The 14,532-nt window shown below is 60.6% G+C and carries 11 protein-coding genes and 2 pseudogenes; 3 read left to right on the top strand and 10 right to left on the bottom strand.

Translation table 11 applies throughout. From position 1 onward, the window contains the following. Nucleotides 1-4: 4 nt before the first annotated feature. The 10 genes and pseudogenes from P792_RS32760 to rimP all read right to left on the bottom strand — a co-directional run bounded on the left by P792_RS32760 (nt 5) and on the right by rimP (nt 11,285). Entirely contained in the window at nt 5-1,435 is a 1,431-nt protein-coding gene (locus tag P792_RS32760; protein ID WP_023979581.1) for a nitronate monooxygenase family protein, read from the bottom strand. A 60-nt stretch (nt 1,436-1,495) separates the two neighbouring features. After that, complete coding sequence (gene pnp, locus P792_RS32755; RefSeq protein ID WP_023979580.1) at nt 1,496-3,649, bottom strand: polyribonucleotide nucleotidyltransferase; 2,154 nt, start codon at nt 3,647-3,649, stop codon at nt 1,496-1,498. A gap of 248 nt (nt 3,650-3,897) precedes the next feature. Then, the gene (gene rpsO / locus P792_RS32750; protein ID WP_023979579.1) at nt 3,898-4,167 is read right to left on the bottom strand and encodes a 30S ribosomal protein S15; all 270 of its coding nucleotides are present in this window, start codon (nt 4,165-4,167) and stop codon (nt 3,898-3,900) included. Then, nucleotides 4,151-5,104 carry a tRNA pseudouridine(55) synthase TruB gene (gene truB, locus P792_RS32745; protein WP_023979578.1) on the bottom strand — a complete coding sequence of 318 codons (954 nt, stop codon included), beginning with the start codon at nt 5,102-5,104 and terminating at the stop codon, nt 4,151-4,153. Before truB ends, rpsO begins: the two co-directional genes overlap by 17 nt. Nucleotides 5,105-5,119: 15 nt before the next feature. Then, nucleotides 5,120-5,545 (bottom strand): 30S ribosome-binding factor RbfA, encoded by a 426-nt coding sequence (gene rbfA, locus P792_RS32740; RefSeq protein WP_023979577.1) that lies wholly within the window; start codon nt 5,543-5,545, stop codon nt 5,120-5,122. Beyond that, a pseudogene (infB, locus tag P792_RS32735) lies at nt 5,542-7,707 on the bottom strand (translation initiation factor IF-2); the annotation flags it as partial. The pseudogene infB and the gene rbfA, both read right to left, overlap by 4 nt. Nucleotides 7,708-7,913: 206 nt before the next feature. Continuing rightward, a pseudogene (locus tag P792_RS39695) lies at nt 7,914-8,352 on the bottom strand (translation initiation factor IF-2 associated domain-containing protein); the annotation flags it as partial. Then, the gene (locus P792_RS32730; protein ID WP_255345471.1) at nt 8,349-8,978 is read right to left on the bottom strand and encodes an RNA-binding protein; all 630 of its coding nucleotides are present in this window, start codon (nt 8,976-8,978) and stop codon (nt 8,349-8,351) included. The gene P792_RS32730 and the pseudogene P792_RS39695, both read right to left, overlap by 4 nt. Before the next feature lie 52 nt (nt 8,979-9,030). Next, the gene (gene nusA / locus P792_RS32725) at nt 9,031-10,575 is read right to left on the bottom strand and encodes a transcription termination factor NusA (RefSeq protein ID WP_023979574.1); all 1,545 of its coding nucleotides are present in this window, start codon (nt 10,573-10,575) and stop codon (nt 9,031-9,033) included. An 83-nt stretch (nt 10,576-10,658) separates the two neighbouring features. Beyond that, nucleotides 10,659-11,285, bottom strand: coding sequence for a ribosome maturation factor RimP (gene rimP / locus P792_RS0119765; protein WP_031241356.1), 627 nt, complete (start codon nt 11,283-11,285; stop codon nt 10,659-10,661). A gap of 193 nt (nt 11,286-11,478) precedes the next feature. Between rimP and P792_RS36145 the strand changes: the two genes are divergently transcribed. The 3 genes from P792_RS36145 to P792_RS0119755 are packed head-to-tail and all read left to right on the top strand — an operon-like array spanning nt 11,479 to nt 14,363. Next, complete coding sequence (locus P792_RS36145; protein ID WP_023979573.1) at nt 11,479-12,120, top strand: hypothetical protein; 642 nt, start codon at nt 11,479-11,481, stop codon at nt 12,118-12,120. Next, nucleotides 12,117-13,385 (top strand): AAA family ATPase, encoded by a 1,269-nt coding sequence (locus P792_RS32720; protein ID WP_023979572.1) that lies wholly within the window; start codon nt 12,117-12,119, stop codon nt 13,383-13,385. The genes P792_RS36145 and P792_RS32720 overlap by 4 nt, the downstream gene beginning before the upstream one ends. A gap of 21 nt (nt 13,386-13,406) precedes the next feature. Beyond that, complete coding sequence (locus P792_RS0119755; RefSeq protein ID WP_023979571.1) at nt 13,407-14,363, top strand: hypothetical protein; 957 nt, start codon at nt 13,407-13,409, stop codon at nt 14,361-14,363. The last annotated feature ends 169 nt before the right edge of the window (nt 14,364-14,532 follow it).

Here is a 14,532-nt window from a genome sequence, read left to right as displayed (position 1 = left end):
GCGCTCAGCGCCCCGTCATGATCTGTTCGACAAGCTGACCGACTGTCGGCGTGAAGCCATCAGCATAGAACGGATCGGAACCGAAACGCCATGCGTTCGTCCCACCAAACATCAGGTTATGATCAACCAACTGGTCGGCGGCCTCGATCCCCATGCTGTCATCGGCATGAGCAATGTCCTGCAGGCTCTTCTGGATGCAGAAGGAACGTGGATCGGACTTCGCCCCGTTGGTATAGTTCGGGCCGCGCTGGCTCCAGTTGGAGAAGCGACATTCCGAAAGACAGCCCATGCAGGCCACCTGATCGGCCACGATCACGCGGCTTTCTTCAGGCGTGACGAAAACAAGTGTCGAATCCGGTGTGCGCATAGCCTCGGTATAGCCTGCAGCCTCCCATACCAGAACATGCTCGCGATCCGTTGCGGTCATCCAGACCTCGCGCTTGCGTGCACCGATCCCATGAGCCGTATCATGCTCGCCCACAGGTTCGCTGCTATAGGCCACCTGACGCTCGGAACGCCCGCGCAGGTTCCGCATGAAGCTGTTGTTCACAGCCGATGAATAGAAGCCGGTGGGCGAGAAGCGATTGAGATACACATCGCCTTCATGCAGTCGGCGCAGGCGACGCTTCCATGCGTCAGGGATAGGGCTCTCCTGAGTCAGCAACGGGCGTGTGCCGAACTGGAACACGATCGGGCCGACCTCGGGATTATTGAACCAGTGCGCCCATTCCTCGAGCCACCAGACACCGCCAGCCATGATGATCGGCACGGTCTCGAGACCGAACTGGTTCATGGACTTGCGCAGCGCGGCAACGCGGGGATAGGGGTCTTCCGGCTTAAGCGGGTTCTCGGTGTTCGACAGCCCGTTATGGCCGCCCGCCCGCCAGGGATCCTCGTAAACCACGCCGCCCAGCAATTCGGATGTCTTGCTGTACGAACGCTTCCACAGCGCGTTGAAAGCGCGCGCCGAAGAGACGATCGGATAATAATGCACTCTATGACGTGCGGCGATTTCCGACAGACGATACGGCATGCCTGCGCCGCAGGTCAGCCCGTCGATCATCCCGGGGGCACCCTCGAGGATACCTTCGATCACCTGCTCGGCACCGCCCATCTCCCACAGGAGATTGGCGTTGATCATGCCCTTGCTGCCTGCAATTTCGCGGGCAATGCGAACCTGGGTGATACCGCCCTCGATCGCGTAGCGGATCAGTTCCTCATGACGCTCACGGCGCGTACGGCCCGAATAGATCTGGGGGATACGGTTGCCATCTGCATCATAGCTGTCGGCATTGACGGCAGAGACAGTGCCCACGCCACCAGCAGCAGCCCAGTGGCCTGCTGATATACCGGTCGAAACCGAGACGCCCTTACCACCCTCAACGAGGGGGAGAACTTCCCGGCCAGACATGCGGACGGTATCAATCGACATCATAATCTGTGTTGTACTCCGAGGGAGGAGGCCCATTCATGGCCCTCCTCCTGAAACGGGAGATCAGTCAGCGTCACGCTGCCTGGTCGGACGAGCGGCCTTTGCACCGACGCTCTCCGAGATATCGGCGCCGGTCTGCTGATCGACAACGCGCATCGACAGCTTGACCTTGCCGCGGTCGTCGAAACCGACAACCTTCACCTTCACAGCGTCGCCCTGCTTCACGACATCGGTGGTCTTGGCAACGCGACCATCGGTCAGCTCGGAAATATGCACCAGACCGTCGCGCGGCCCGAGGAAGTTCACGAACGCACCGAAATCGGCAGTCTTGACGACCTTGCCATCGTAGATGCGGCCGATTTCCGGCTCAGCCACGATGCCCTCAATGCGCGAGATGGCCTTCTGGGCCTGCTCGTCATTCGAGGCAGCGATGGTGATGACACCTTCGTCGTTGATATCCACCTTGGCACCCGAGAACTCGACGATCTCGCGAATGACCTTGCCACCCGAACCGATCACATCGCGGATCTTCTCCTTGGCGATGTTCATGGTGGTGATCTTCGGTGCATTGCGCGAGACCCCCTCGCGACCTTCATCGATCGCCTTGGCCATCTCGCCGAGGATGTGGATACGACCGTCACGGGCCTGCTCGAGCGCCACCTTCATGATTTCCGGCGTGATCGAGGTGATCTTGATGTCCATCTGGAGCGCAGTGATACCGGATTCAGTACCGGCCACCTTGAAGTCCATGTCACCAAGATGATCTTCGTCACCCAGGATGTCGGACAGCACGGCGTAGCCACGATCTTCCTTGATCAGGCCCATGGCGATACCGGCAACGGGGCGCGGCAGCGGCACGCCGGCATCCATCAGCGCCAGCGAGGAACCGCAAACGGTGGCCATCGAGGACGACCCGTTGCTCTCGGTGATCTCGGAAACGATACGCACCGTGTAGGGGAAGCGGTCCTTGCCCGGCAGCAGCGGGTGTAGCGCGCGCCAAGCCAGCTTGCCATGGCCGATCTCGCGACGGCCCGGGCTTCCCATGCGGCCGCACTCACCAACCGAATAGGGTGGGAAGTTGTAATGCAGCATGAAGTTCGAGCGGTACTCGCCTTCAAGGGCGTCAATGATCTGCTCGTCCTGGGTGGTGCCCAGCGTGGCAACGACCAGAGCCTGCGTCTCACCACGCGTGAAGAGCGAGGAACCATGGGCGCGCGGCAGGATGCCGACCTCAGACACGATTGGGCGCACCGTCTTGGTGTCGCGACCGTCGATACGGATGCCGGTCTTCAGGATGGCGCCGCGAACGACCTGGGCCTCGAGCTCCTTGAGCATCGGCTTGGCCATATCGACGTCCAGACCTTCCTCGGTCAAGCCTTCGATGATGCGCGCCTTGGCGGTCGCGATCTTCTCGTAGCGTGCCTGCTTGGCCTTTTCCTTATAGGCGTCGGCCATCAGCTTGGTGCCGATCTTCTCCACGCGCTTGCGCAGGGCGATCTGCTCCTTGGTGGGGCCTTCGAGGTCCCAAGGCTGCTTGGCGGCGTGCTCGGCCAGATCAATGATCGCATCGATCACAGGCTGGAAGGAGGCATGGCCTGCGGTCACGGCTTCGAGCATGATCTCTTCCGAAAGCTCGGAAGCTTCGGATTCAACCATCAGCACGCCTTCGCTCGTCCCGGCGACGACGAGATCGAGCGCGCTCTCCTTCATCTCCGCAATGGTCGGGTTGATGACGAGTTGGTCATTGATGCGGGCCACGCGAGCCACGCCAACCGGACCATAGAAGGGAATACCCGAAAGGGTGAGCGCGGCCGAGCAGCCGATCAGCGCAACCAGTGCGGGGTCGTTTTCCATGTCATGGCTGAGAACGGTCGCCGTGACCTGCACTTCATTGCGGAAGTTCTCAGGGAAGAGCGGGCGGATCGGACGGTCGATCAGACGCGAGATCAGGGTCTCGCTCTCGGACGGACGGCCCTCACGCTTGAAGAAGCCGCCAGGAATACGGCCAGCTGCATAGGCCTTTTCCTGATAGTTGACGGTCATCGGGAAGAAGTCCTGGCCCGGCTTGACCGACTTGGCGCCAACGGCGGTGCAGAGCACAACCGTATCGCCATAGGTGGCGACAACAGCACCATCAGCCTGACGGGCAATCTTGCCGGTTTCCAGAACGAGCGGGCGTCCGGCCCAGTCGATTTCCTTGCGGAAGTAGTTGAACATCATTCTGTCCTGATTAGGGGGCTTTGGCACCGGTTACGGTGATCTGAAGGGAACGGGCCCTGACTGGCTGGCAGCGTTTCGGACGGCATGGCAAGAAAGGCCGGGATCGGACCGGCATGTCACCATGTGGCCTGAAACGCCGAAGGCCGGTTCTGTCTCCAGCTTCAACGTTCAGTGACGAAGCCTGGTATCCCGCCGCCAGAATGACGACGGGAGGCGGCGGAGGCATGACCCTCCGCCCGAGCATATTAGCGGCGCAGGCCGAGACGCTCGATAAGGGTCTGGTAGCGGCCCTGATCCTTGCGCTTGAGATAGTCAAGCAGGCCACGACGCTGGCCAACGAGCATCAGAAGACCACGACGTGAGTGGAAGTCCTTCTTGTGCGTCTGCAGATGGCCCGTCAGGTTGACGATACGCTCGCTCAGCAGTGCAACCTGCACTTCCGGCGACCCGGTGTCGGTCGGGTTGGTCTTGAATTCTTCGATCAGCGCCGTGCGGCGTTCAGCTGTAATCGACATCTCTGTCTCCGTATTTAAACGACTCGAATATCCGTATCGGCTTGAGACGGCCCTCCTGGACGCGGCACAAACCGACAAGACACTTCCCCTCCTGGGCCTGCAGGACGTCACCCTCCTGCGGTGTCAGCATCAGAGCGGCGCAATCGGCCAGAGATAGGCTCTGTCCAAAGCGCAAGGCCTGTGCTTCTGCGTCGGTCACGGCCAGAGCCGGGATGTCGGCCAGCGCGGTCGAGACCGGGCGCAAAAGCGCTGAAAGTGCATCGGCCTTGTCGTCATTTTGAACCAGCTTGTCCAGTGTTATCGCATGGGTCTCGTCAAACGGGCCGCATTTGGTCCTGCGCAATACGGCAATATGCCCGACTGTCCCGCAGGCCAAAGCGATGTCACGTGCAAGGCTGCGCATATACACGCCCTTGCCCGACTGAACCTCGAACACGGCATGGTCACGATCAGGACGGTCGACGAGCGTGACGAAGTCAACGCGCGCAGGTCGGGGCGGCAGATCGGGCGGTCGCCCGGCCCGTGCGAGGTCATAGGATCGCTCGCCATCCACCTTGAGCGCCGAATAGACCGGCGGCACCTGCATGATATCACCGGTGAGCGCAGGGAGAGCCGCGCGCAATTCGGCATCACTGGGGCGATGCTCGCTTGTCAGCACGACCTCGCCTTCACGGTCATCGGTCGTGCGCGACTCACCAAGGAACAGCGTGAAGCGATAACGCTTGGTGGCGTCCATGATATAGGGGATCGTCTTGGTGGCCTGACCGAAAGCGACCGGCAGGATGCCCGTCGCCAAGGGGTCCAGCGTGCCGCCATGTCCGGCCTTTTTGGCATCGAACAGGCGGCGCGCCTTGTTCACCACATCGGTCGAACCGATTTTCAGGCTCTTGTCGACGACCAGCCAGCCATCGATATCCTGCCCTTTCTTGCGTCCCATGACGGGTCGCTCCACTCAGTCTTCAGAATCAAGATCACGACGGACTTCCGGTGTGCGCATCAGCGCATCCATTTCCATCGCATGTTCGAGCGCGGTATCGGGCTGGAAATGGATTTCCGGCACGATCCGCGAGCGCAGGGTTTTGGAGAGTCCTGTACGCAGAAACGGCGCCACGCGCTTGAGTGCAGGCAGCACTTCCTCGATATCGCTACGCCCCAGACGGCTAACAAAAGCCGTGGCGTGGCGAAAATCGGGAGAGATGCGCACTTCATTGACCGTCACATGTACGCCCGAAAGTTCTGGATCACGGAACTCGGTGCGGGCGAAGAGATCCGAAAGAACACGACGGACCTCCTCGGACATTCTCAGCTGGCGCTGTGAAGGGCCACCGGCGTCGCCGGGCCCTGAAAAGCCCGGCACCTTGGAACGCGAACCCCTCATGCAGGGATCACTTCCATCTCGTAGCACTCAACCATGTCGCCTTCGCGCAGGTCGTTGTAGCCAGCGAAGGAGAGACCGCACTCGTAGTTGCGAGCCACTTCCTTGACGTCATCCTTGAAACGCTTGAGCTGGCTCAGCTCGCCTTCATGGATCACCACGTTGTCACGCAGCAGACGCACGCCACAGCCACGCTTGACCACGCCCTCGGTGACATAGCAACCCGCGACCTTGCCGACCTTCGTGATGTTGAAGACCTGACGGATCTCGGCGTAACCGAGGAACTTCTCGCGATGCTTGGGCGCAACCTTGCCCTTGACCAGTTGCTCCACATCGTCGGTCACCTGATAGATGATCGAGTAGTAGCGGATATCCACATCCTCACGCTGGGCCATTTCACGGGCCTGCGTGGTAGCGCGAACATTGAATGCCACGATGATGGCGTTCGATGCCTTGGCCAGCTGGATGTCGCTCTCGGTGATCTGACCGACAGAGGCATTCAGCACGCGGATACGAACTTCCTCATGCTCGAGCTTGAGCACTGAAGCCTCAATGGCCTCGGCAGAACCCTGCACGTCTGCCTTGATGAGCAGAGCCACTTCCTTCTGCTCACCCGCCTGGATACGGGCCAGCATCTGGTCAAGCGTACCGCGGGCTGCGGCACGACCGGCTGCCATCTTGTCCTTCTGCTTGCGCTGACGGAACTCGCAAATCTCACGGGCACGGTTCTCGTTCTCGACGACCACGAACGGTTCACCGGCACCGGGAACGCCTGTGATACCCAGAAGCTCGACGGGCATGGACGGACCAGCATCCTTGAGCTGGCGTCCCTTGTCATCCAGCATGGCGCGAACGCGACCCCACTCGGCACCAGCCACGACGATGTCGGAGCGTTTGAGTGTGCCCTTCTGCACCAGAACCGTTGCCACCGGACCGCGACCGCGATCCAGACGGCTTTCGATGACCGAACCTTCAGCCACGCGGTTCGGATTCGCCTTCAGGTCGAGCACTTCTGCCTGCAGCAGAATGGCCTCTTCCAGCTTGTCCAGACCCGTACGCTTGAGCGCCGAAACCTCGACATCCTGCACGTCACCGCCGAGGGCTTCCACCACGATTTCGTGACTCAGCAGGGCCTGACGTACCCGGTCGGGGTTTGCACCCGGCTTGTCGATCTTGTTGATCGCCACAATGATCGGGGCATCGGCAGCCTTGGCGTGCTTGATGGCCTCAATCGTCTGCGGCATCACGCCGTCATCGGCTGCCACAACCAACACAACCACGTCAGTGACCGAAGCACCGCGGGCACGCATCGAGGTAAACGCTTCATGGCCAGGCGTGTCGACGAAGGTGATCTTCGCGCCGCTGGGCACCGTCACCTGATAGGCGCCGATATGCTGGGTGATGCCGCCGGCTTCGCCAGCTGCCACATCAGTTGTGCGCAGCGCATCGAGCAGCGAGGTCTTGCCGTGGTCGACATGGCCCATGACGGTCACGACCGGAGCGCGTGTCACGAGGTCTTCCTCGCGGTCTTCCACACCCTCGATGCCCAGTTCCACGTCGCTCTCGGCAACGCGACGGACGCGATGGCCGAATTCGCTAATGACCAGTTCGGCCGTATCGGCGTCGATCAGCTGCGTGGCCGTGGCCATCACACCCATCTTCATGAGTGCCTTGACGACTTCAGCCTGGCGCAGCGCCATACGATTCGCCAACTCGGCCACCGTGATGGATTCTGGCAGGATCACGTCACGCACCACGCGGACCTGATCGGCGCGGAGACGCTCAAGTTCGGCCTGACGGCGCTCGCGGTCGCGCTGGCGACGAACCGAAGCGAGCGAACGCGTCTTGTCGTCATCACCTTCGATCGCGGCGCGGACGTCGATACGGCCCGAACGACGCGAATCACCGCTCTTCTTGGGCGCAGCTGGCGCACCACGGCGCGGCGGCGCGGCCGGGGCACGGCGCGGACCAGCGCGACGATCGTCCTCGGTTTCGCCACCAGCGCCACCGCGACGCAGATGCAGGGTTTCATTGCGAGGCGCTGCAGCCGATGCACCACCGGCCGCGGCAGGCGCAGGCTTGGGCGTGACAGGACGCGGCGCCATGACGGCACGTTCGGCCAGCGGACGCAGACGTTCCATCGGGGCAGCAAGCTGCACGCCACCAGTACGACGGGCCGACTCAGTCGCCTCGAGCGGCGCACGGCGTGCAGCTTCCTCGCGCTCGCGCTCAGCGGCACGCGCCTTGCGCTGCTCCTCGAGAGCTTCCTGCTTCGCCTGATCTTCAGCCGCGGCTGCCATCTGGCGGTCATGCTCTTCAGCTTCACGCTGGGCCTCAACCTCGCGGGCTGCTGCCTCGGCACGTGCCTCTTCCTCACGCTTCGCCTCTTCGGCTGCGGAGAGGATACGGATCTTTTCTTCTTCGAGACGCGCAGCCTCGCGAGCCGCTTCCTTGCGCTGCTCTTCAAGCACGCGCTGGCGGATGGCGAGTTCCGCAGGAGTCAGCGCACGTCCTGCACCGGCGCGGCCACCACGGCCGCCGGCAGCACCGCGGCCGTCCTTGCGCTCATTCGTCTCGCGCTTCTTGCGCACTTCAACCTGCACCACCTTGGAGCGGCCGTGGCTGAAGCTCTGTCGGACAGAGCCCGCATCTACCGTGCGCCCGAGTTCCATGCGCCCGCCCGGACGCAGGGACAGACGTCCCTTACCCTGGTCACCCTGAGCCTGGGCGCCCTGATCCTGGACATTCTGGCCATCTGTCTGACCGCCCTGAGCCTGAGTGCCCTGGTTCCGTTCGTTGCCTTCGCTCATATACCTGCCTGTTCCCGTCCGAGCCGCTCATTGCGCGGCTCAGGAACCAACCCATCGGTCAGCCCCAAAAATCGTTCATGCTCAGCCATCAGACGCTGCGCGAGCGCACCGGGCGCTATCACAACATAGACCGCATGTTCCCGCCCGAATGCCGTCGCGAGCATCTGGGCCGGTAACGTCCGTACCGGAACCTTGTTGTTTCCCGATATCAGACGCCGCAACTCATCCGGGCTTCCGCCCGATCCCTGGATCACCAAGCCGGCCTTTCCGGCAGCAATCCATTCGCGACACTTAACAAACCCACAGAGAGCCTGCCCGGCCCGACGCGCGAGCCCAAGGCCCTGCACCAGCCGCGCTTCTATTCCTGAAACCAGCACCTGCGCAATATCCTCAGGCACCTTTACCGGCTGACGCGCTGCCCGAGAAAACAGGTGACGCGTCCGCGCGGTTTCTAGCACATCCCGCTTGGCACTCAACCAGATTCCCCGCCCTGGCAGCTTAGCCGCCAGATCGGGAACGACCGTACCATCGGGCGCGACGACAAAACGCAGCATGACTTCAGGGTTCCCGCTCTCGCGAGAGACGATGCAGCGCCGCTGCGGCCCCTTCTCATCATCGAGTTCGATCAGGTCAAGCTCGATATCGGAGTCGGGACTCGGTGCCTGTGTTTGGTGGATCTCAGACGTCGGAAGCCTCCCCTTCCTCGAGGGATGCTTCTGCCTGCTCACCATCAAACCAGTGGGCACGGGCTGCCATGATAATCTCATTGGCAGCGTCTTCATCTATATTGTCACTGCCGAGCATTTCGACAAGCTCGTCGCCTGCGAGATCGGCCAGATCATCGAGTGATTTTACACCCTTCTCACCCAACGTCACCAGCATGGCGTTGGTAAACACGCCCAGCTCGGCAATCGAATCCTCAACGCCAAGGCCCCGACGCTTGTCGTCCAGCTCCTGCTCCTTCTGCACGAGGAATTCCTCGGCGCGGCGCATCAGCTCTTCGGCCACGCTTTCATCGAAGCCCTCAATGGCATGCAGCTCATCCGGATCGGCATAAGCCAGCTCTTCGATAGTGTGGAAACCTTCGGTCACCAGCAGGCCAGCGATCACGTCATCGACATCGAGCGCATCGACGAAGAGCTGGGTACGCTTGCGGAATTCTTCCTGCCGACGCTCGGATTCTTCGGCCTCGGTTAGAATGTCGATGTCCCAGCGCGTGAGCTGGCTTGCCAGACGCACGTTCTGACCACGGCGACCGATGGCAAGCGAAAGCTGCTCGTTCGGCACGACAACTTCCACGCGACCGGCTTCCTCATCCATGACCACCTTGGTCACTTCGGCGGGAGCCAGAGCATTCACCACAAAGGTTGCGGCCTGAGGGCTCCAGGGGATGATGTCGATCTTCTCGCCCTGCAACTCGGCTACAACGGCCTGAACGCGTGAGCCGCGCATACCAACGCAGGCACCAACCGGGTCGATGGATGCATCCTTGGAGACAACGGCCATCTTGGCGCGCGATCCTGGATCACGGGCCACGGCCTTGATCTCGATGATGCCGTCATAGATTTCCGGCACTTCCTGCGCAAACAGCTTGGCAAGGAAAGCAGGATGGGTGCGGCTCAGGAAGATCTGCGGGCCACGCGTTTCGTCACGCACGTCATAGATGTAGGCGCGTACGCGATCGGAGTTGCGGAACGACTCGCGGGGGATCAGTTCGTCACGACGGAGCAGCGCTTCCGTATGACCGATCTCGACCATGAGGTTGCCGTATTCCGTACGCTTGACCGTACCGTTGACGATCTCGCCCACGCGATCCTTGAACTCGTTATACTGCTTCTTGCGCTCATATTCGCGAACACGCTGTACGATAACCTGCTTGGCAGTCTGGGCAGCGATACGGCCGAAATCGATGGGCGGCAGCGGGTCGACCAAATGCTCGCCCAGCTTGATCTCAGGCTGGAACTTCACCGCAATGGCGAGCGGAATCTGGGTGTCCTCGTTTTCAACAGTCTCGACCACTTCGGTCCAGCGTGACAGACGAACTTCACCGGAGCGGCGATCGATTGTCGCCCGGATATCCTTTTCGTGGCCATACTTGGCGCGCCCGGCCTTCTGGATGGCCTGCTCCATCGCCTCCAGCACTTCTTCACGATCGATGTTCTTTTCACGCGAAACAGCGTCTGCCACCAGAAGCAGCTCAGGACGGGTAACGGAGGTGTCCATCAGACGAAATCCTCAAATGCGGCGCGCCGGTGCGGCGCGGACCATCAGAAACGGGAAAGGCGATAAACCCAGTAACGCTAACTTCAATGTGTCTTTCGTCCGGGCCGCGATCCCTTGCCCGGCTTGGCAGGATTGAGCTTCGGCGTCTTGCGACGCGGCGCTTCCTCTTCTTCTGCCCCTTCATCCTCGGATGCAATGCCCAGCATCGCGGCACTCGCCTCGATCAGCGCATCGGTCAGCACAAGACGGGCCTTGCGGATCGTGTCGATGGGCAGAACGGCTTCCTCGCCGTCATCCAGACGGATCACGGCTGCACTATCACGCGTTCCGGTGATGATACCCGAAAAGCGCTTGCGACCATTGAGCGGCAGATCGAGCTCAGCCTTGACCAGATGACCCGCAAAACGGTCCCAGTCCTTTAGGCGCGTCAGCGGGCGATCGATTCCAGCAGAGGAAACCTCAAGCGTCCATGCGCCGGGGATCGGATCATCCACATCCAGCACGGCGCCAACGGCGTGGCTGATCTGCTCACAATCCTCGATTCCGATCAGGGACCCATCGGCGCGATCAGCCATGATCTGGATGGTCGGCGTTTCGCGGCCCAGCACGCTCAGGCGCACGAGCTCGTAACCGAGATCGGTCAGGGTCGGCTCGATCTGCTGCGCGATACGCGCTTCAAGACCGTTCAGGCTGGGAATTTCATTGGCCAAGACAAAAAAGGCGGCCCGTCAAGGCCACCCCCCGATAAGACGAAAGATGAAAGGAATACGGGCTGTTTAGGCCAAGACGGCCGTTGATGCAAGACTCGTGCATGGCAGGAAGCGTGATGCGTAACTTTTGATTACACTCCCCGTGTAACAGGGCTCTTGCAGTCATGGTTTTTATCCTGCCACAGTCGCAGCGATGAACGATACGCCCGAGCCACAACTCAAGCCGCTCTCCCATGGGACAGTTGGCAGCGGCCATCACTCCCCTCGCGAGAGCGGCGGGTTGACCTCGAAGCTCGTCCTGGCGTCTGCCGTTGTCATGGCATGCATGGGGGGTGCCTACTGGCAAAACACGGCTCATGGCGGCGTGACAGCGGCTCGCGCACCGCAAGCTTCAACCTCTTCGCTAGACCGTGAACCCCAGATCCGGGCAGATGCCAGACATCTGGGTGCACAGTTTGCCCTGATTGCCCCCGGGCAGGCTTCGTCAGCTCTGGCGCATTCAGGCTTCGATACCCAGCAGAGGGCAAACATACTCGCCGCTGTGAAAAATCGCCGCATGCGGTTGGTGCGCATGCCTATCGCTCAGATAGCGGGGCTACCCGGCCAGTCTATTGCCATCACCTCGGGTGGTTTAACGCAGCGACTTACTCTCAAACCCGAATTGCAGGCTGTGGTTCTACCTATCTATCTGGCTGGCGAGGTCACGATATCCCCCCTGACTCAGCCTCCAGCTGGGGGGCTGGAGACCGGCATACTTACGGCGCTTGGCGCTCAGGTTCTCCCGCCCCTCGCCAGCCTTGATCAGCAGATTGTTCTGGACGTGATCGTACAATGAAAGCCCTGATGCCCGCCCTCAATCGCCTCATGCCCGTCATGATGGTGATTTTTCTGATCCTTGCGAGCATTCAGGCTGCTGTTTCGCTTCACCTTTCAGGGGGAATGCTGCTTCATTTCCTCTCCTGGGCAAGGGACGCCTATCCTCCCATTGCTGGTCTCGCCGCTCTGCTCTCGATATCCGGCCTCCTCTATGAGGTGCGCTCCACAAAACTAGCCCGCAAGGGGCTTCGCCGTCGCAAAGGTTTCGTTATGGATATTCTCGCCCGCCTGACAAACCGCGTTGCGCTCGAAGAGCTACTCGCCCAAGAGCAGAAGGAAGTCGCGATCAATGCCGAGGAATTGGCCGCCGGACTGCGCGCCAAGGTCGTCGGTCAGGATCAGGTTTGCGAGGATATTGCCCAGCAGTTGAGACGCCGTCTCGCTCTTACTGTGCGTAACAAGCCGGTCGGAATCTTTCTCCTCGCCGGCCCTCCGGGCACGGGAAAAACCTATCTGGCAAAACAGATCGCCCGGCAGATGGACCGGCCCCTGCTTCATTTCGACATGACCCAGATGTCCAGCCCACACGCTGCAACCATGCTCTTCGGCTCGCCAAAGGGATATGTAGGATCCGATAGTTTCGGCAAGCTCACGGGCGGCCTTCAGGAGAAGCCGGATGCGATCGTGTTGCTGGACGAGATCGAGAAAGCGCATCCAGACGTTTTCAAAAAATTTCTGACAGCATGGAATGACGGTCACGTGACCGAGGCCTCAACTGGCGCTCAGGTATCTACAACGCGCGCCATCTTCATGCTCACCTCCAATATTGCCACAGAAGCACTGACCGAAATTGCCGATCGTCTCCATGACGACGCAGACAGGATGCGTGCGGAGTCGACGGAAGCCCTGCGCAAGGCCGGTTTTGCACCCGAAGTCCTGAACCGTCTGGATCGTATCTTTGTCTTCCGTCAGCTGCGCGACCTCGATCTTGCGCGGGTAGCAGCGCTGGAAATCGAGGCGATGATCAAGGGTTATGGGCTTAATGTCGAAGCTGGTGGTATCGATGCCTACCTGCTCTTCCAACTCATGCAGCGTCAGCAGAAGTTGGGTGCCGGGGCCTCGGCACGTGATCTGGTTCGCTCGATCGAAGACATGGTCAGTGAAAGCCTGATCCTGGCGCGCCAGAATAATGCGAAGCTCGTTCGTCTCGTCATGAGCAACGACGGTGTCAAAGCCGAAATAGCTGACGACTCGGTCTCGCTCAATGCGCGACTGACACCCTGAACCCTGCCGGAACGATAGTCAGTGTCAGCTTTCACCCGCTTGTGGCGTCGTGCCCCTGCATGGCGCCTCATGATCTATATCATGATCTTTTTCACGATCATGAGCCTCTTCTTCCCCTTGCCCTGGATGCTTGCCCATGCGCCATGGCTTCAGCGGCTGCCCGGCATGCAGCCCCCGAATGGCGCTGCCACCGCATCCACTGCGAGGGATCAGGCCGTCAATAACGGGCAAGGCTCTCAGGCACAAGCAGACGCGCCGGACGACACCAATCGCCTGATGACACCCGATATCACTGCGTCACTTACAGGAACGATACCGTTCGGTGGGCATACATTGCCCCTGCCGGCCGGAGTCTGGCATCCGGTGCTCACCGGGCAATTCGGTCCGGGCGGCCTTATGCTGATCAATATTCTAGTGCGCACCGATCGTGGTGTTGTCACAGGCGTCATGATTGCACGGACAGCCACGGAGCAATTACCTCTCGATGTCGTTCAGTCAGCGGCCTCGCATTGTCACGACGATCGTAATTATCGCGCCCATATCTATGCCGATCGGCCCGATGGTCGCAATGAATGCGCTTTTATCGCCAATGCCGTCATGGGGCCGAATGGTGCCATTTCGTCTGATGAGCTGATTCAGCTTGCGTTCAAGAGACTGAGCGCTTTGGGCTTTCCCATGCCCTCCCTTTTTGTGGTCGCCAACTGGATTCTAAGCAGTGGTGCCACCGATGCGACCAAGGGCAGCTCAGGCATCACCTATCTTCTTGCCCCCACCAAGACCGGCACGGTCCAGTTGCTGGCCCCCCTTCCCTATTGGGACAAAACGACGTTGTCGCAGGTTCCTACAGCCGACGAATTCATACAAAAGACCGATCGCTGGTTCTCTCGCTGGGTGCCGCTCCTCCGGCAGGCCATGACGCATGATGCGGGTAGCCCGACATTTTCGCCGGACCTTGCCCACGACCCATCGGCTCCCTGAGTCGTGCAGGCGGCGTGCCTTAAGAAGGACGTCGCCTAAAGCGCGTCAAAGCCATCTGAGCATTGCCTGATCGAAACTGCTTTTGATTGAAGAGCGGGAAGGCAGGCGTTCGCATGTTGGCAGTGCCACATCATTTTTCGCTTCATAGTGTCGCTGCGATCGCCGCATT

Source organism: Asaia sp. SF2.1, assembly GCF_000505765.1.
Classification (GTDB): Bacteria; Pseudomonadota; Alphaproteobacteria; order Acetobacterales; family Acetobacteraceae; genus Asaia; species Asaia bogorensis.
This window is presented reverse-complemented; position numbering and strand designations above follow the sequence as displayed.

Bases quoted from the DNA above. Each gene is read 5' to 3' on its own strand.
- P792_RS32760 (WP_023979581.1), bottom strand. From the start codon at position 1,435: ATGATGTCGATTGATACCGTCCGCATGTCTGGCCGGGAAGTTCTCCCC.
- pnp (WP_023979580.1), bottom strand. From the start codon at position 3,649: ATGTTCAACTACTTCCGCAAGGAAATCGACTGGGCCGGACGCCCGCTC.
- rpsO (WP_023979579.1), bottom strand. From the start codon at position 4,167: ATGTCGATTACAGCTGAACGCCGCACGGCGCTGATCGAAGAATTCAAG.
- truB (WP_023979578.1), bottom strand. From the start codon at position 5,104: ATGGGACGCAAGAAAGGGCAGGATATCGATGGCTGGCTGGTCGTCGAC.
- rbfA (WP_023979577.1), bottom strand. From the start codon at position 5,545: ATGAGGGGTTCGCGTTCCAAGGTGCCGGGCTTTTCAGGGCCCGGCGAC.
- nusA (WP_023979574.1), bottom strand. From the start codon at position 10,575: ATGGACACCTCCGTTACCCGTCCTGAGCTGCTTCTGGTGGCAGACGCT.
- P792_RS36145 (WP_023979573.1), top strand. From the start codon at position 11,479: ATGAACGATACGCCCGAGCCACAACTCAAGCCGCTCTCCCATGGGACA.
- P792_RS32720 (WP_023979572.1), top strand. From the start codon at position 12,117: ATGAAAGCCCTGATGCCCGCCCTCAATCGCCTCATGCCCGTCATGATG.